The sequence below is a fragment of the Nisaea sediminum genome (genome assembly GCF_014904705.1).
In the GTDB taxonomy this organism is placed as follows: domain Bacteria; phylum Pseudomonadota; class Alphaproteobacteria; order Thalassobaculales; family Thalassobaculaceae; genus Nisaea; species Nisaea sediminum.
Genome location: NZ_JACZCQ010000006.1, coordinates 306752 through 323305 on the forward strand (window position 1 = coordinate 306752; position 16554 = coordinate 323305).

16 protein-coding genes are annotated in these 16554 nt (G+C 62.4%); 10 read left to right on the forward strand and 6 right to left on the reverse strand.

Features of this window, described 5'->3' with window-relative positions:
- Positions 1-79: 79 nt before the first annotated feature.
- The 6 genes from IG122_RS13510 (at position 80) to IG122_RS13535 (ending at position 6552) form a co-directional block, all read left to right on the forward strand.
- Entirely contained in the window at positions 80-1117 is a 1038-nt protein-coding gene (locus tag IG122_RS13510) for an AbrB family transcriptional regulator (RefSeq protein WP_193184360.1), read from the forward strand.
- 89 nt (positions 1118-1206) lie between these two features.
- Positions 1207-2397: an acyl-CoA dehydrogenase family protein gene (locus IG122_RS13515; RefSeq protein ID WP_193184362.1), complete on the forward strand. Its 1191-nt coding sequence runs from the start codon at positions 1207-1209 to the stop codon at positions 2395-2397.
- A 275-nt stretch (positions 2398-2672) separates the two neighbouring features.
- Positions 2673-3221 (forward strand): peroxiredoxin, encoded by a 549-nt coding sequence (locus IG122_RS13520; protein WP_193184365.1) that lies wholly within the window; start codon positions 2673-2675, stop codon positions 3219-3221.
- 213 nt (positions 3222-3434) lie between these two features.
- On the forward strand, positions 3435-4631 hold the full coding sequence (locus tag IG122_RS13525; protein ID WP_193184367.1) for a matrixin family metalloprotease: 1197 nt from the start codon (positions 3435-3437) through the stop codon (positions 4629-4631).
- A 77-nt stretch (positions 4632-4708) separates the two neighbouring features.
- On the forward strand, positions 4709-5935 hold the full coding sequence (locus IG122_RS13530; RefSeq protein ID WP_193184369.1) for a calcium-binding protein: 1227 nt from the start codon (positions 4709-4711) through the stop codon (positions 5933-5935).
- Positions 5935-6552 (forward strand): hypothetical protein, encoded by a 618-nt coding sequence (locus tag IG122_RS13535; RefSeq protein ID WP_193184371.1) that lies wholly within the window; start codon positions 5935-5937, stop codon positions 6550-6552. The genes IG122_RS13530 and IG122_RS13535 overlap by 1 nt, the downstream gene beginning before the upstream one ends.
- A 48-nt stretch (positions 6553-6600) precedes the next feature.
- Here IG122_RS13535 and acs read toward each other — a convergent pair whose 3' ends face one another.
- On the reverse strand, positions 6601-8541 hold the full coding sequence (gene acs / locus IG122_RS13540) for an acetate--CoA ligase (RefSeq protein ID WP_193184373.1): 1941 nt from the start codon (positions 8539-8541) through the stop codon (positions 6601-6603).
- 122 nt (positions 8542-8663) lie between these two features.
- Positions 8664-9269 (reverse strand): regulatory protein RecX, encoded by a 606-nt coding sequence (locus IG122_RS13545; protein ID WP_193184374.1) that lies wholly within the window; start codon positions 9267-9269, stop codon positions 8664-8666.
- Between the two features lie 116 nt (positions 9270-9385).
- On the opposite strand from IG122_RS13545, the gene IG122_RS13550 reads away from it, so the two are divergent.
- Positions 9386-10222: an ABC transporter permease gene (locus IG122_RS13550; RefSeq protein ID WP_193184377.1), complete on the forward strand. Its 837-nt coding sequence runs from the start codon at positions 9386-9388 to the stop codon at positions 10220-10222.
- Here the strand turns inward: IG122_RS13550 and IG122_RS13555 are convergent.
- Together IG122_RS13555 and IG122_RS13560 are read right to left on the reverse strand one after the other, a co-directional pair.
- Positions 10212-10964, reverse strand: coding sequence for a Stf0 family sulfotransferase (locus IG122_RS13555; protein ID WP_226893563.1), 753 nt, complete (start codon positions 10962-10964; stop codon positions 10212-10214). The two genes, IG122_RS13550 and IG122_RS13555, sit on opposite strands and share 11 nt — an antisense overlap.
- A gap of 54 nt (positions 10965-11018) precedes the next feature.
- Positions 11019-11591 carry a hypothetical protein gene (locus IG122_RS13560; RefSeq protein ID WP_193184379.1) on the reverse strand — a complete coding sequence of 191 codons (573 nt, stop codon included), beginning with the start codon at positions 11589-11591 and terminating at the stop codon, positions 11019-11021.
- 259 nt (positions 11592-11850) lie between these two features.
- On the opposite strand from IG122_RS13560, the gene IG122_RS13565 reads away from it, so the two are divergent.
- A complete protein-coding gene (locus tag IG122_RS13565; RefSeq protein ID WP_193184381.1) occupies positions 11851-13011 on the forward strand; it encodes a 2'-deoxycytidine 5'-triphosphate deaminase in 1161 nt (386 codons plus the stop codon).
- 76 nt (positions 13012-13087) lie between these two features.
- On the opposite strand, the gene IG122_RS13570 is transcribed toward IG122_RS13565, so the two are convergent.
- Positions 13088-14416: an alpha/beta hydrolase family protein gene (locus tag IG122_RS13570; protein WP_193184383.1), complete on the reverse strand. Its 1329-nt coding sequence runs from the start codon at positions 14414-14416 to the stop codon at positions 13088-13090.
- 105 nt (positions 14417-14521) lie between these two features.
- On the opposite strand from IG122_RS13570, the gene IG122_RS13575 reads away from it, so the two are divergent.
- On the forward strand, positions 14522-14857 hold the full coding sequence (locus IG122_RS13575) for a hypothetical protein (RefSeq protein WP_193184385.1): 336 nt from the start codon (positions 14522-14524) through the stop codon (positions 14855-14857).
- 110 nt (positions 14858-14967) lie between these two features.
- Here IG122_RS13575 and IG122_RS13580 read toward each other — a convergent pair whose 3' ends face one another.
- Positions 14968-15138 (reverse strand): hypothetical protein, encoded by a 171-nt coding sequence (locus IG122_RS13580; RefSeq protein WP_193184387.1) that lies wholly within the window; start codon positions 15136-15138, stop codon positions 14968-14970.
- A 362-nt stretch (positions 15139-15500) separates the two neighbouring features.
- Between IG122_RS13580 and trpS the strand changes: the two genes are divergently transcribed.
- Entirely contained in the window at positions 15501-16520 is a 1020-nt protein-coding gene (gene trpS / locus IG122_RS13585) for a tryptophan--tRNA ligase (protein WP_193184389.1), read from the forward strand.
- Positions 16521-16554 lie beyond the last annotated feature (34 nt).

The window sequence follows — 16554 nt, forward strand, 5'->3', positions numbered from 1 at the left end:
GACGGCGTGGCCGATCCGTAAAAAGAACGACCCTTTCTTTCAGGGTCGCTCCCGGCCCGCCGACAGAACCATCGCCACGATGTCCGCAGCAACGCTCGCCCGTCACGCTCTCAGCCTCGCCATCGCGGCGGGGAGCGGCTGGGTGTTCTCGCTGTGCCACGTTCCCCTTCCCTGGCTGCTCGGCCCGATGCTGGTGGTCGCGGCCATCAGCATGAGCGGCAAGACCCTGACGATGCCGAAAGGCGCACGGCAGACCGGCCAGCTTCTGCTCGGAACCGGGATCGGTTTGAATTTCACGCCGGCCGTCGCCGCTTTCGTCATCGACCATATCGTCGTCATGGTGGTGTGCGCCCTCGCCTCCATCGGTTTCGGGTTGCTTTCGGCGCTCTATCTGCGCCGCATCGCGAAGGTCGATATCGCCACCGCCTTCTTCGCCAGCGTGCCGGGTGGCGTGGTGGAGATGGCGCTGCAGGCGACGCGCTGGGGCGGAGAGATGGCCCCGGTCTCGCTCGCCCAGTCGCTCCGCATCCTCTGCGTCGTGACCACGATCCCGACCACGCTGATCCTGATCGGTGCGACCGGCCATTCGCCGTTCGAGGTGCAGAAGCTGTCGTTCGACATCGAGGGTTTTCCGATCCTCATCGCGGCGTCCCTCGCCGCCGGCGGCCTGATGGCCTGGCGCCGCATCACCAATGCCTGGATCCTCGGCCCGCTGGCATCCGCCGCGCTGATCACCGTGCTGCAGCTCGATCTCTCGGGCATGCCGCGGGAGCTGCTCAACCTGTCGCAGATCCTGATCGGCTGCTTCATCGGGCTGCGCTACCGCCGCGACCTCGTGCTCTCGCTCCGGCGCTTCCTGCCGCACGCCGTGATCAGCACGCTTGTCCTGGTCGGACTCAATATCGCGTTCGGGATCGCCGTCGCCGGCGTCACGGGCCTTCCGGCGGCGACGATGGTGCTGTCCGTCTCGCCCGGCGGCATGGCGGAAATGAGCATCACCGCAGCGGTGCTCGAACTCGGCGTGCCGCTGATCGCGGCCTTCCATATCGTCCGGATCTTTCTTGTCATCGGACTCTCCGGCCTTATCTTTCGCTACATTCTGAGTCCACGCAGCTGAAGAAATCTGTATTCTCGGTTGATCGATAATCCAACCAAGCCGACACCCCAAACCGGCACATCACTCCGGCCCGTCCGGGAGGAAATCTCATGAACGCCATCGCCGCCGCGAACGACATCGGTCTGACCCAGGAAGAACGCGCCGAGCAGGAGCGGATGGTCCTCGACGCCGTCGAACGGTTCCTCGAGCGCGACGTGGCGCCCTACGCGCATAAGCTGGAAGCGGAGGATGCCTGGCCCGAGGAGATCGTCGCCAAGATGTGCGAACTCGGCCTCTTCGGCGCGACCATCGGCGAGGAATGGGGTGGCCTCGGGCTCTCCGCCACGACCTATACCAGGATCGTCGAGCGGGTCAGCCGGGTCTGGATGTCGATCTCGGGCATATTCAATTCCCACCTGATCATGGCCGCCGCGGTCGAGCGCTCGGGGACCGAGGCCCAGAAAGCCGCCTGGCTTCCGCGTTTCGCCACCGGCGAACTTCGCGGCGGGATCGCGCTGACCGAGCCGGATGCGGGCACCGACCTGCAGGCGATCCGGCTGCGCGCCGAGAAATGCGAGGGCGGCTACCGGCTGAACGGCACCAAGATGTGGATCAGCAACGCCTATCACGGACATATCCTCGCGGTGTTGGCGAAGACCGATCCGGAGGCGAAACCCAGGCACAAGGGCATGAGCCTGTTCCTGGTCGAAAAAAGTGAGGGCTTCAACGTCTCCAAGAAGCTGGAGAAGCTCGGCTACAAGGGCATCGACTCCGCCGGCTTCACGCTCGACGACTGTTTCGTCCCGGACGCCAACCTCGTGGGCGAGATCGAGGGCCGCGGCATGCAGCAGATCCTCGGCGGCCTGGAACTCGGCCGCATCAACGTCGCAGCGCGCGGCGTCGGTATCGCCCGCGCCTGCCTCGAGGAATCGGTGCACTACGCGCAGATCCGCAAGACCTTCGGCAAGCCGATCGCGGAACACCAGGCGATCCAGCTCAAGCTCGCCGACATGGCGACCCAGGTCGAGGCCGCCCGTCTGCTGGTGGAACAGGCCGCCGCCGCCTACGACCGCCACGAGCGCTGCGACATGGAAGCCGGGATGGCGAAACTCTTCGCCACCGAGGCGGCGCTGCATAACAGCCTCGAAGCCATGCGGCTTCACGGCGCCTACGGCTATGCCAAGGAGTACAATATCGAGCGCTACTACCGGGACGCCCCGTTGCTCGCCATCGCCGAGGGCACGAACGAGATGCAACGCCTGATCATCGCCAAGCAACTGGTCCAGCGGCACCCGGCCTAGGACAGCGGAGAAGGCGCAGGATTTCTGCGGCCATATGACGCAGCGCAGCAGAAGACCCGAAAATTCAGGTCTTTACGCTTTAGAATCAATCAAATCGCGCCCTACCGCGTTGCGAGATTCTATTGTACGATTTGATTCAACCGGGGTCCGCAAACGTTCCTTGCGGACGCTTCCGGCAGCGATAAAAACGAGGAAACAATCCCGTACCGGGCAAGCGCCGGCGGCTCTGCCGGGGCGGTGAGTTCCTTTGACACACAACATTTCCGGATAGACCGATGCTTGGCAGAAAAGTTCCCTTCGTCACCTTCCGCACTCGCGTCCGCGACGAGTCCATCGAAGGTCCCAACCCTTACAAGTGGGCGGACATGACCTCGGACGACTATTTCAAGGGCAAGAAAGTTGTCCTGTTCTCGCTCCCGGGCGCCTTCACCCCGACCTGCTCGACCTTCCAGCTTCCCGATTTCGAGAAGCTCTATCCCGAGTTCCAGGCCAAGGGCATCGACGAGATCTACTGCATCTCCGTGAACGACGCCTTCGTGATGAACGCATGGGGCAAGTCCCAGGGCGTCGAGAACGTGAAGCTGATCCCGGACGGCTCGGGCGAATTCACGCGCAAGATGGGCATGCTGGTCAACAAGGACAATCTCGGCTTCGGCATGCGCTCCTGGCGCTACGCCGCGGTGGTCGATGACGGCACCGTCGTCGGCTGGTTCGAGGAAGAAGGCTTCGAGGACAATTGCGGCACCGACCCGTACGGCGCCTCCTCGCCGCAGAACATCCTCGAGAATATCGACAAGGTCCTGAAACCGGACGTCGCCGCCTGATTGCGACTTCCTGCAAGACAGCGAAAAGCCCGGCACATGCCGGGCTTTTTTTTCGGGGAAAACCGATCTCGGGGGACACGAACGGAAGGTTGAACAGGCCTTCCTTCATTAGCCTCTTCACACACGGAACGTCACATGGAAATATGACAACCAGAGCGGGTTTCAAACGTCCCTGATCAATTTTTTTTATATATTTTTGAGAGAGTTATAAAAATGGGTCTTTATACCGGTCTTTCCTTTGTTCCCGGCTCGACGGTTCACTACACGACGGAGCTGGACTTCACTTTCACGCTTTATGGATTTTACGAGGTCTCTTCCTCGGAAAAGTCGATCGCCCGCTCCGTTTTCGACGAGTGGGAAAGCCAGCTGAACATCGATTTCGTTTTCACCTCGAACACAAACGCCGCCGACGTGTTCGTGATGGAAAGCTACATCGACGGCTATGGCGGAACCCTGGGCGTCAATATTCCCTACGACGGCAACGGCGACGGACTGATCGCGACAGACGGTGTCGATTATGACTTCATCGTCATGGACTACTACGATTCGGGAAATTTTACCGCGACGCTGCGGCATGAAGTCGGGCACGCATTGGGGCTCGACCATGACGAGACTCCCGGCAGCCTGATGAACAGCTATCTCGGCGACACCGTGACGATCACCGATTACGATATCGCGAAGGCGGCCGCGATCTACGGCTACAACAGGAGCGGGACCACCGGCGCCGAGAACTGGACCGGCAGCCAGACAGCGGACAGTTTCAGCACGCTCGGCGGAAACGATATCGTCCGGGCGGGGCTCGGCAACGACACGGTGCTGGGCGGTGACGGCAGCGACATCCTGATGGGAGAGTCCGGCACGGACTATCTCTCGGGCGAGGCCGGCGCCGACATCATTTACGGCAATAAGGAAATCGACTTCCTCGCCGGCGGAGCCGGCGACGACACGATCTATGGTGGCCAGAACAGCGGGACGGCGAGGATCGACGCCTACGGCAATCTCCGCCAGCAGGACGGCGTGGAAACCATCCTCGGCGGCGACGGCAACGATTCCATCTTCGGCAATTACGGCCAGGACCTGATTTTTGGAGAGGCCGGCAACGACACGCTCTTTGGCGGCCAGAACGAGGACACGATCGACGGCGGGGCGGGCGACGATCTCATCCTCGGCAACCGCGAGAACGATGTCCTGACCGGCGGTAGCGGCGCCGACACCTTCTTCTTCGCGACAGACGCCCAGGGCAACGACACGGTGACGGATTTCAATGCCGCGGAGGGCGACCGGCTGAGCTTCACGACCGCCTACTCGGCCTCGAGCTCGGGTGCGGATCTGGTGATTACCCACGGCGGCGGCACGGTGACACTGATTGGCGTCGGATCGACCGGTTTCGACGCCGGGTGGATTGCGTGAGTTCAACGAGAACGGCTTGTTAGGCCCATCGCTCAGACAAGTCGGAAACAGACCAGGTCTCTTGGGGAAGATCTTCTATGGCCTACAACGGATATAATGTCGGGCGGGGCGGCGGCTACAACTGGAACGCCACCGCGGAGATGAGAGCGCAGGGCTACTACAGCACCTCATACTATCTGAGAGACACAGTCAGCGACGCGTTTGAAGTTTGGGATAACGGCGTCAATTTCAATTTCTACGGAACCGATGTATTCGACCAGGCCTTTGTCTTTGTCGGCATAAAAACTGTCGGCAGTTCCACTGCTACCAGCGCGAGAACGATTTTCAACGATCCGGATGGCGACGGTCGGCTCGGATGGGAAGACGGCAGTAATTCCGGGGACGGCTCCGCGTACATCTATCTCGATCTGAGTTATTCGGACCGGACCGACCTTGACAAGATCTACGAGGTCCTCCTGCACGAAGTCGGCCATGTCGTCGGCCTGAGCGACAGCTCCGAAAACGGGAGCATCATGAACCCGTCGCTCGACGGCGACCCGACATTGTCCGCGACCGACAAGGCCAACCTGGTCGCGCTCTATGCAAACCTCCCGCCGAACACCGTAACCAACACCACCACGACGCCGGAACCGAGCTCGGGCAGGATTACCGGGACGACGGGCAACGACTATCTGTCCGGCGCGGAGATCGCCGACACCATCGTCGGGGGGACCGGAAACGACATCCTCTGGGGAAATGGCGGAAGCGATCACCTGTACGGCGGGAGCGGCAATGACCTGATCTATGGCAACAAGGAGAATGACGTCATCAGCGGCGGGGCTGGTGACGACACCATTTTCGGCGGCCAGAACGGCGGTACGGCGCGCGCCGACGCCTCAGGTCTGATGCGTCAGCAGGACGGCATCGAGACCATTCGCGGCGGTTCCGGCGACGACGTCATTTACGGCAATTTCGGGTCGGAAATCATCTACGGAGACGATGGCAACGACACGCTCTATGGCGGCCAGAACGAGGACACGATCTCCGGCAACAGCGGCAACGACGTGATCTTCGGCAACCTCGGGAACGACACCATGAACGGCGGCCTCGGAGCCGATACATTCGCTTTCGGCGCCTCCAATCAGGGCAACGATGTCATTAGCGACTTCAACGGCGCCGAGGGAGACCGCCTCGATCTCGCCAACGGAACGACCTATTCCACGACAACGAGTTCGGACGGCGACCTCGTCGTGGTCCATAGCGGCGGCCAGGTCGAGCTCGACGGCGTGTCTGCCGCCGATTTCAGCAGCGGCTGGATCTTCTGATGCCCTTTGCCCTGCCCCGTATTGCGCGGGCATTTGCCGCGATTTCGGTGCTCGCAGCACTCGGCAGCGCTCCCGCGGTCGCTAAGGACCCGAAACCGATCACCGAAGCTGAAGCGCCTCTCTATCTCGCACTCGACCTCCCGCTGGTATATGCCGATCACGGCTGGGATGACGAGTATTCGAAGCGCGTCTTCACAGTCACCTCTATCGCCAGGACCGGCGTCGACCCTCATGTCGAGGTTGTTCTGGTACGCCTCGCGCCGAACTATTTCTTGCAATGGACCAACGACGCGGAAACGCTGATCGCGAAATTCCCCTACTTTTCCGGCTCCTACGCCATCTACGGCGCACAGCGGTCGATCACTATCGGCGACCTTCAGGCGACCTACGTGACCGCGCAAACGCATCGACGCAATTGCGTCGTCTTCGCCGGAAGTCAGGGCCAGGGCGGCGGGGACAGAAGCACTTCGGAAGGTACGGACTACCTGGCTGGCTATTATTGCCAGCCGGCGGGCGACGCCCTCGGCGACGAGGCAATCCAGATCGCTCTCGCGGCAATCGGCCTGAAAGACAAGGGAGCCCAAGCGCCGGTCAAGGTACCGGCCCCTCATCCCTGATCGGGCCGGAAAGCAGCAGGGCCCGCCGAAGCGGGCCCTGCGTCAGGCTTATTTGTTCATCCGGTTCTGGACCAGATCGTCGACGACCGCCGGCTCGGCCAGGGTCGAGGTGTCGCCGAGCGCGTCATGCTCGTTCGCGGCGATCTTGCGCAGAATGCGGCGCATGATCTTGCCGGAACGGGTCTTCGGCAGGCCCGGCGCCCACTGGATCAGGTCCGGCGAGGCGATCGGGCCGATCTCCTTGCGGACCCAGGCGACCAGCTCCTTGCGCAGCTCCTCGGTCGGCTCCAGCCCGGCATTCAGGGTGACATAGGCATAGATGCCCTGGCCCTTGATGTCGTGCGGATAGCCGACGACCGCCGCCTCGGCGACCTTGTCGTGGGCGACCAGCGCGCTCTCGACCTCGGCCGTGCCCATGCGGTGGCCGGAGACGTTGATCACGTCGTCGACGCGGCCGGTGATCCAGTAATAGCCATCCTCGTCGCGGCGGCAGCCGTCGCCGGAGAAATAGCGCCCCGGGAAGGTGGTGAAGTAGGTCTGGATGAAGCGCTCGTGGTCGCCGTAGACCGTACGCATCTGCCCGGGCCAGCTGTCCTGGATGCAGAGATTGCCTTCGGTCGCGCCTTCCAGGACCTTGTTGTCGCCGTCGACGATCACCGGCTGGACGCCGAAGAACGGCTTGGTCGCCGAGCCCGGCTTCAGGTTCGTCGCGCCCGGCAGCGGGGTGATCAGGATGCCGCCGGTCTCGGTCTGCCACCAGGTATCGACGATCGGGCAGCGCTTCTCGCCGACCACCTCGTGGTACCACATCCAGGCTTCCGGATTGATCGGCTCGCCGACCGAGCCGAGGATGCGCAGGCTCTTGCGGCTGGTCGACTTGACCGGTCCGTCGCCCTCGCGCATCAGCGCGCGGATCGCGGTCGGCGCGGTGTAGAAGATCGAGACCTTGTGCTTGTCGCAGACCTGCCAGAAGCGACTGAAGTCCGGATAGTTCGGCACGCCCTCGAACATCAGCGTGGTGGCGCCGTTCGCGAGCGGGCCGTAGATGATGTAGCTGTGCCCGGTGACCCAGCCCACGTCGGCCGTGCACCAGTAGATCTCACCGTCGCGATAGTCGAAGACGTATTGATGCGTCATCGAGGCGAAGACCATGTAGCCGCCGGTGGTGTGCAGCACGCCCTTCGGCTTTCCGGTCGAACCGGAGGTGTAAAGGATGAAGAGCGGGTCTTCCGCGCTCATCTCCGCCGGCGGGCAGTCCGCCGAGGCCGCACCGCAGATGTCGTGGTACCAGTGGTCCCGGCCCTCGACCCAGTCGACCTTGCCGCCGGTGCGCTTGACCACGACCACGGTCTTGCAGTCCGGGCAGTCTTCCAGCGCCTTGTCGGTGTTGACCTTGAGCGGCACCTTGCGGCCGCCGCGCAGGCCCTCGTCGGCGGTGATGACGATGTTGCTCTCGCAATCCTGGATCCGTCCCGCCAGCGCGTCCGGCGAGAAGCCGCCGAAGACGATGGAATGGATCGCGCCGATGCGGGCGCAGGCCAGCATGGCGACCGCCGCTTCCGGGATCATCGGCAGGTAGATCGTCACCCGGTCGCCCTTCTTCACGCCGAGATCCTTCAGCGCGTTGGAGAACTTGCAGACGTCGCGATGCAGTTCGCGATAGGTGATTTTCTTGTCGTCCTTCGGGTCGTCGCCTTCCCAGATGATCGCCACCTGGTCGCCGCGCTTTTCCAAGTGCCGATCGAGGCAGTTGGCGGACGCGTTCAGGGTGCCGTCATGGAACCATTTGATATGCAGGTCGGAGGCGTCGAAGGAGACGTCCTTCACCTTGGTATAGGGCTTTATCCAGTCGATCCGCTTGCCGTGCTCGGCCCAGAAATCCTCTGGGTTCTCGACCGACTCCCGGTACATTTTCTCGTAACCGGCCTCGTCCACATGCGCGGTTTTGGCGAGATCCGCCGGCACCGGAAAATCATGGACTTCCCACATTGCTTCCCCCTCTCTGCTCCGATGCGGATTGCTGACCGCATCCGTCGTGATTCGTTGGGCGCCACTATAGCAATCGTAAGCACGGGGTTAAGCGATTTTTGTGCGCTGCGTTGACGCGGAACTCAGGCGCCGCTTGCGAAATCCAATTCCGCTTCGAGCGCCTCGACAGTCTCCGCATCGACCACTTTGGCTGCGATTTCGAACGGGAAGCCCTGCCGGGCAAGAGCGCCGAGGTCGCGGTCGCGGGTCTCCTCGCGCTTTTCCGCGCTGCGAAAGGGACCGATCCTCCGGCGGCGGGCATATCGGAACGCCGCATCGAGCTCGCCCGTCCCCTCTTCGCGCACCGCCTCGAGCGCGGCATCGATATCCGCCGGGGAGACGCCCTTCTCCATCAGCTTGCGCTGGATCATCCGCGCAGAACCGCCGCGCGCGGCGAGCGAGCGCGCCCGCGTCTCGGCGAACAGCCGGTCGTTGAGGATACCCGCCTCGCCATAGCGCCGGATCAGCGCCTCCACCATCTCCGCACCTTCCGCCGGATCGGTGCCGTGATGGGCCGACGAGACCCGCACCCGGCGCATCAGTACGTTGCGGAGATTGGCCGCCGAGCTTGCATAGCGCTCCATGTACCAGAGCGCGACATTCTTCAGATAGCTCTCGGTGATCCGTTTCGGCACCTTCTTGGCCCGGCGCTGCTTGCCTTTCGCGGCCTCGTTCTGACTGTCGTTCATCGGGTTTCCGGGCGCCCGCGGCTTGTTTCCCCGCCGGGCATGCCCCATCTGGTTGCTGTCACTCCACTCGGCGCCTATTGTGCGCGCCGACCGCCCACTCGCCAACGGCCCAGTTCATGACAGACCGCCCGTTCGTCCCGAACGACAACGAGACTTTCGTACCCATTCCCACCGTCCGCCATGTCGGCCGGGTGAACTGGGTCGGGGTCTGGACGCTCTACGAGAAGGAGGTGCGCCGCTTTCTCAAGGTGATCACCCAGACCGTCTTCGCGCCTGTCGTCACCTCGCTGCTGTTCCTCGCGATCTTCACCCTGGCGATGCACCGCTCGATCGATCTCGGCAACGGCATCACCTATTCCGAGTTCCTGGCGCCCGGCCTCGTCGTCATGGCGATGATGCAGAACGCCTTCGCCAATACCTCCTCCTCGATCATGATCTCCAAGGTGCAGGGCAATATCGTGGACGTCCTGATGCCGCCGCTCGGGCCGGGCGAACTGCTCGCCGCCTTTGCCGCCGGCGGCGTGACCCGCGGCCTCATCGTCGGCATCTCCACCGTACTCACCATGTCCTTCGCCGTCGGCTTTCACGCCGCGCACTGGCCGGTCGCGATCTTCTTCGCGATTTCCGCCTCGCTCGCCATGTCGCTGATCGGCATCGCCGCCGGCATGTGGTCGGAAAAGTTCGACCATCTCTCCTCGGTGACGAACTTCGTCATCCAGCCGCTCGCCTTCCTCTCCGGCACCTTCTATTCGATCGACCAGCTTCCGGGGATCTGGAACCAGCTCGCGCACCTCAACCCGTTCTTCTTCATGATCGACGGCGTGCGCTACGGCCTGATCGGCTGGTCTGATTCGAACCCGCTGGTCGGCGCGGCCGTGCTGACGGGGATGAACGCGGCGCTGGTTACACTCTGCTATCTGCTGCTGAAGCGCGGCTACAAGATCAAGAGCTGACCTCGCGCCGGTAGCGCTCGGCCCAGGCCGCGCTCTCCGCATCGGCAAGCTTCCCGGCCCTGATCTCCACCCTCTCCGCAATCGCGGGATCGCGGCCGAGCGCAAGGAGCACTTTCGCCAGCTCCGCTCTCGGATCTCGGCTCAGGTCGTCGTAATCGACGCGCACCGGTTCGATCCCGTGCTCCGCCAGCCAATCCCTCCATCCGGCATCAGCCGCGGTCAGGCGCGCGACGAGATCCGCGAGCTGCGCGGGATCGTATTCAGCCGGTCTCGGCGGTGCCATCCGTTCGCGTTCCGAGCCGTCGGCAAAACGGTGCCAGAGGCCGGTCTGCTGCGCCTTCAGGTAGGAGATCGCCTGCGCCACCTTGTCCGAACGGCTCAGATGCACGAAGAGCGTTTTTCCGAAGGCCCGCTCCAGCCGCGCCGGAGCGTCGGGAAACCCCGGATGGATCCGGTCGAGCGCCGCATCGAGCTCGCCAAACGTCTCCCACATGATGCGCACACCGAAGATACCGGTGTCGCCGGTTCCCTCGCGGATCGCCGCGTCGAGATAGGTCTCATCGATCACCGGCGCTGGAAGCCCGAACTCCTCCGCGTATTCCGCGAGGGATTCGCGGCGGAAGAAGGAATGCGGGTTCCCCGCGACACCGGTGCCGGAGAGCAGATCGCAGAGGAGCGTACTGCCCGAGCGCGGGGCGGAGCAGAGAATGAGAGACTGATACATCAGACGAATGGCCGCCAACTTTCCCGAAACACCCGCGCGGAAACTGACCCGAACTGGATGTTTGAATCCGGGCTACTGAACGTTGAATAGGAATGATGTCGGAACGCAGAATACCTTCCGGCCAGACCAGCAATCGTCTCCGAAAGAGCCAGGCAACTTTGATATATCAATTGCGCTGGTGAAATCACAGGAATCGCCGTCCACGGAACGGCAGAGGGCAAAATACCCGTCACCGCAGCTTCCTTCGCAAGTGGGTGCGGTACCTCTCCATACGCCGCCTGCCGCCGCGATTGCCGCATAGTCCTGAACCTGCGGATACTCGCTGACAGGCGAGCAAAATGCCTTGTGTCCCGAAAGACACCCTCCACCGAAGCCTTTCTGATCCGGGATAACAATTTGAGAGTAGGAGCAATGGTCCCCCAAATTTTTTTCCTCGGCGACGCAGAATGCAAACCGGTCGGAGCCACAGTTAGCATCGCAACTCGGTGCCGTCCCCTCCCATTTGCCAATTAGAGGACGCTGAGCTTTTTCGGCCGGATCCACTGTGCCTACCGCCTTTTGATTCTGTGCCGTCGCGCTTTCCACAGACAAGAGGGCCAGAAAGCCGAGCGCCAGCGCCGCAACCAAAAACCTTGCACGGTTCATATTCGTGAGACCCTCATCAGTATTGAGCTACGTAGCCCGAGCGCATGCCAAGAAGCACTAGAGCCAGCATTTTTCTCCGGACTTCATGTGTGAAAGCCTCTGCGAGTTGGCACCAGAAATTCAACTCTTAGGTTTTCCTAATATAAAAAACTTTTCTCTGGCTGCTTCAATCAGATCGTCGACAGAGCAACAAACCCCTTTGCGCGAAATGATCGTCTGCTATTTTGCGCCGGTTACGGACGATTTGGCGGAAGAGACGATGCCCGCAGATGCGACAGCACCCGCGCCGGAAAGCGGCGCAGCGGCCCCGCGCGAGAAGCGCAGCACCGGGATTCTGCCGAGCCAGACGATCCGCGAGATGATCCGCAAAGGCGAGATCGCCTCAGAGACGCCGGTGATCGACGGCCAGATCCAGCCGTCCAGCATCGATCTCCGCCTCGGGAAAATCGCCTACCGGGTGCGCGCGAGCTTCCTGCCTGGCCGGAATGCCACGGTAAAGCAGCGGCTCGACACGCTCTCCATGCACGAGATCGACCTGACCGAGGGCGCGGTGCTGGAAAAGGGCTGCGTCTATATCGTCCCGCTGCAGGAAAGCGTCTCGCTGCCGGCCAAGGTGTCCGGCACGGCGAACCCGAAAAGCTCGACCGGCCGGCTCGACATCTTCACCCGGCTGATCACCGATTTCGGCGCCGAGTTCGAGAGCGTGCCCGAGGGCTACGAGGGCCCGCTCTATGCCGAGATCAGCCCGCGCACCTTCAGCGTGCTGGCGCGCACCGGCTCACGGCTGAACCAGCTCCGCTTCCGCCGCGGCAATCCGGTGGCGAGCGACGCCGCGATGCGCCGTCTGCAGGACAGCGTGAAGCTGGTGCATGGTCAGGACGCGGACATCAAGGAGGGCGTCGCGGTCAGCGTCGATCTGACCGGCGATCCGAAGACCGGCCTCATCGGCTACAAGGCGAAGCAGCATACCGGCCTGATCGATATCGACCGGCCCGGCGGCTACGAGGTCTCCGACTTCTGGGAGCCGCTCTACCGCCTGCCGAACCGCCCGGCGGAACTGGTGCTGGACCCGGACGAGTTCTACATCCTCGCCTCGAAGGAATATGTCTCGGTTCCGCTCGACTACGCAGCCGAGATGCGGGCCTACGACACCCGCGTCGGCGAGTTCCGGGTGCATTACGCCGGCTTCTTCGATCCCGGCTTCGGCATGCCGGAGGCCGGCGGCGAAGCGACCCGCGGCGTGCTCGAGGTGCGCTCGCACGATGTGCCCTTCGTGATCACCGACGGGCAGGTCGTCTGCCGCCTGGTCTACGAGCCGCTGACCGAGGTTCCCGACAAGATCTACGGCGCCGGCGGCATCGGCTCGAACTATCAGGGCCAGGGCCTGAAGCTCGGGAAGCATTTCAGGAGCGCAATCTAACATTGCCCCCTACGTCAGCAAGTGGCCTCCTCTCGCAAGGGGAGGCCACCTTGACGCGCCAATCCAGACAGAACAGCTATTTGTAGGACTGGTAGTTGAAATAGACCAACTCCGAGCCCTGCTGATCCCACATCAAAGTCTGATAATTCGGTGGAAAATGTTGCCACATCAGCTGGGCAAGGCCGCCTTTGGGATCCTCCTTGTCTTTACCCAGATCGTCGAGGAAGGCCTGAATGACATCCGGCTCAGGCAGGTATCCGTCAAGCTCGACATCGACCATACCGGCCGATGGCCGTGAATAGTGAATATCGTAGATATCCTTGCCATGTTTGCTGATGAGATCTTCGATGCGTTTCTTTTCCGGCAATTCGGGTCCCGGAACGGCGGGGTCGAGAGGCTTGTGCGGCCAGCTGAAACCGGTCCAGAGATTGTTCGCCGCCCAGGAGACCATAAGCTCGCCCTGACCGCCGATCGGTGGCAGCCTTCCGAAAGCCGCCGGCACCAGATCCAGCGTGTTGCGCCAGAAACAACCGTATTCGAATGCCTTCTGCGCGGCAAAACCCGCGTCGCCCGCCGTCGAGGGGGCAAAGGGATGACCGATGACTGTCTGGTCGCCAAACTGCCAGGCGAGATAGGAGGTCATAACCTGCGTCTGGCAGCCGCCAAGGCTATGCCCTGTAACGATGATCGGAATGTCGTGAGACTTCGATATCGGACTTACGGAGTTCGCCAAGAGGTCCGCCAATGCGTCCACGAGGTACATCTTGTCGCCGCTGAACTCGTTGCTCGACGGATCCCGCAGCTTCCCCTTCAGTCCGGCGATCTTGTCGAAGCCGGCAATCGTCCCCGCGGCCACGCATCCGCCTATGTCCGCACGCGATCCCGGGAGCTTCGGGGGCGGACCATAGTGCCGGCATTCCGTCACATCTCCGATTTTGACTTCAACATCGACGCCGCTGTTCAGATAAGTCGTCCAGTTCGGGGCCGCAAACGCGTAAAGATCCTCGAAGATCTGATCGAGATCTCCGATCGGTCCGGATGACACGTCCGTCCCGCGTATCCCGACGACGAAGAAATAGACCTCGGATGCGGGCGATCGATAGGATGCAATATAGACCAGATTACTCAGATCTTCGGCGATCCCCGGCCCCCACTCAAGATGCCAGGCGCCGTCAACTTTCCTCAGGTTTTCCTTCTCGTTCACCTGATTTATGTCCGGCAATGAGGGAATGTATTGTGTGTCCTCCAAAGCCTTCTTGAGATCACGTTCGATCTCAAAGGCCAGCTTGTTTGCAGCGCTCGTATAGGCGGCGTTGGCCAGACCCAGGTACACCATTCCATAGTACTTTCCCGACAACAGCTGGATGAGTTCATCGGGCGATAAGTCGGTGATCGTGTTCGCCATGCGCTTGCATACTCCGTAAAGGGTGGTCGAGAGCCGAAACGCTACTATCTTTCCGTGAATTTAATAACGAATATGATATGTCAAATTGTGACGAAGGAGCCCCTGATGCCGGGAACGAACGAACCGCGTACGGTGAACCTGCCGCTCTCGGGCGGAGTCACTCAAACCATCAACCCCTGGAAATGGATTTTCGACTGGGCCGGAAGCAGTTTCAGCCTGGTCAACGTCAATCTCGGCCGTTCCGCAGATCCTGAGATGGAGCAGGAGATCCTGACCGAGGTCGGTTCCTACGGGCGCCAGCTCGGGCGCATGGGCGGGGCGATGCAGGTGCTGGTCGACAGGCTCGACCGCTCGACCCTCACCAAAGAGGAGCGGCATGCGATCGAGGCTTTCGAGGTACAGCTACGCGAGATCGAGGACCTGAAGCGAAAGCGGCGCTGATACGAAAAAACAGTCAGCGCAGCCCGGAGATGCCTCGGCATCCCTGAGCGTCGCTGACTGTCTTTATGAAGCTTGAGCAGGCCGGAAGCGGTTGCTTCGGGCCCTGCCGGTCAGACCGTGATGTCGACCCCGCCGGAGGACGCGGCTTGCGCGCCGTTCGACTGGGCGATCTGCTTCGCCGTCTCGACGGCGCTGCTGACGACCTGGGCCTGAACCAGCTGCTGCTGCTTGTCGGACCGGAACGCGAAGATCGCGACGGTCGACTGCACTGGCGTTGTCATGGGCGGACTCCTTTCTGGCACTTCCGCTTTTCGAACCCCCGCACTATAGGGCGCAGGGCTTAAGGAGTCATGAAGGATCGTATTGGATTTTATGGGCTTTCTCACAGAAATGCCGTCGACATGCGAGCGCTCGGGGAACGCACGCAAATCCGGTTGCCGGGCCGACGAGACCGTGCGAGAAAGCGGCATGACCACGTGCACCGAAATCCGCCGCAATTTCTGGTGGCGCTCCTTCTAGGAGCGGCACGTCGTCCATTTCCGTTTTTGTTCGACCCTTGCCGCCGCGATCCGGCTGACAAGGGCACCACGCGACTCTCTCCCGTCTTACCGGTCCGGCGGCTTCCCCAAGAGGAGCCAAACCGATGTCCGAAAATCTTGAAACCCGTCCCGTCATCCTGACGGGCGACCGGCCGACAGGCCCGCTGCATCTCGGCCATTATGCCGGATCGCTGAAGAACCGGGTCGCGCTGCAGCACACCCACAAGCAGTACCTCCTGCTCGCCGATTGTCAGGCGCTGACCGACAATGCCGGCGATCCCGAAAAGGTCCGGCGCAATGTGCTGGAAGTCGCACTCGATTATCTCGCCGCCGGAATCGACCCCGAGGCGACGACCATTGCCGTACAGTCCGCGCTGCCGGCGCTCGCCGAGCTGGGCCAGCTCTATCTGAACTTCGTCAGCGTCGCACGTCTCGAACGTAACCCCACGATCAAGGCCGAGATCCGCCAGCGCGGCTTCGGGCGCGAGCTGCCGGCCGGCTTCCTCTGCTATCCGGTCGCGCAGGCGGCGGACATCACCGGTTTCAAGGCCAATGTCGTGCCGGTCGGCGAGGACCAGATCCCGATGATCGAGCAGACCGTCGAGATCGTTCGCCGCGTGAACCGCCAGAGCGGCCGGGCGCTGCTGCCGGAGCCGGAAGCGCTGGTCCCGCCGGTCGGCCGCCTGCCCGGCATCGACGGCGCGGCGAAGATGAGCAAGTCGACCGGCAATGCCATTCCCCTTTCGGCCTCGCAGGAGGATATCCGCCAGGCAGTGCGCCGCATGTATACCGATCCCGGCCATCTGCGCGCCTCCGACCCGGGCAAGGTCGAGGGCAACGTCGTCTTCACCTATCTCGACGCCTTCTCCGACGATGCGGAGGGCGTGGCGGAGCTGAAGGTCCGATACCGTCGCGGCGGACTCGGCGACATGAAGGTGAAAGGACATCTCGAGGAGATCCTGCAGCGACTGGTCTGGCCGATCCGCCAGCGCCGGGCCGAGTTCGCGAAAGACCCGGGCGAGGTCGTGAGCATCCTTCGCGCAGGTACGGAAAAGGCGCGCGAGATCACCGAGGCGACGATGGAGGAAGTGCGCAGCGCCCTCGGGCTCTTTCGCTGGGCCTGAACCGGTCCCGCAGGCGCACGAACCAGCCGAGTCG

Coding starts and splice junctions, on each gene's coding strand:
- IG122_RS13510 (WP_193184360.1), top strand. CDS start 80: ATGTCCGCAGCAACGCTCGCCCGTCACGCTCTCAGCCTCGCCATCGCG.
- IG122_RS13515 (WP_193184362.1), top strand. CDS start 1,207: ATGAACGCCATCGCCGCCGCGAACGACATCGGTCTGACCCAGGAAGAA.
- IG122_RS13520 (WP_193184365.1), top strand. CDS start 2,673: ATGCTTGGCAGAAAAGTTCCCTTCGTCACCTTCCGCACTCGCGTCCGC.
- IG122_RS13525 (WP_193184367.1), top strand. CDS start 3,435: ATGGGTCTTTATACCGGTCTTTCCTTTGTTCCCGGCTCGACGGTTCAC.
- IG122_RS13530 (WP_193184369.1), top strand. CDS start 4,709: ATGGCCTACAACGGATATAATGTCGGGCGGGGCGGCGGCTACAACTGG.
- IG122_RS13535 (WP_193184371.1), top strand. CDS start 5,935: ATGCCCTTTGCCCTGCCCCGTATTGCGCGGGCATTTGCCGCGATTTCG.
- acs (WP_193184373.1), bottom strand. CDS start 8,541: ATGTGGGAAGTCCATGATTTTCCGGTGCCGGCGGATCTCGCCAAAACC.
- IG122_RS13545 (WP_193184374.1), bottom strand. CDS start 9,269: ATGAACGACAGTCAGAACGAGGCCGCGAAAGGCAAGCAGCGCCGGGCC.
- IG122_RS13550 (WP_193184377.1), top strand. CDS start 9,386: ATGACAGACCGCCCGTTCGTCCCGAACGACAACGAGACTTTCGTACCC.
- IG122_RS13560 (WP_193184379.1), bottom strand. CDS start 11,591: ATGAACCGTGCAAGGTTTTTGGTTGCGGCGCTGGCGCTCGGCTTTCTG.
- IG122_RS13565 (WP_193184381.1), top strand. CDS start 11,851: ATGCCCGCAGATGCGACAGCACCCGCGCCGGAAAGCGGCGCAGCGGCC.
- IG122_RS13570 (WP_193184383.1), bottom strand. CDS start 14,416: ATGGCGAACACGATCACCGACTTATCGCCCGATGAACTCATCCAGCTG.
- IG122_RS13575 (WP_193184385.1), top strand. CDS start 14,522: ATGCCGGGAACGAACGAACCGCGTACGGTGAACCTGCCGCTCTCGGGC.
- IG122_RS13580 (WP_193184387.1), bottom strand. CDS start 15,138: ATGACAACGCCAGTGCAGTCGACCGTCGCGATCTTCGCGTTCCGGTCC.
- trpS (WP_193184389.1), top strand. CDS start 15,501: ATGTCCGAAAATCTTGAAACCCGTCCCGTCATCCTGACGGGCGACCGG.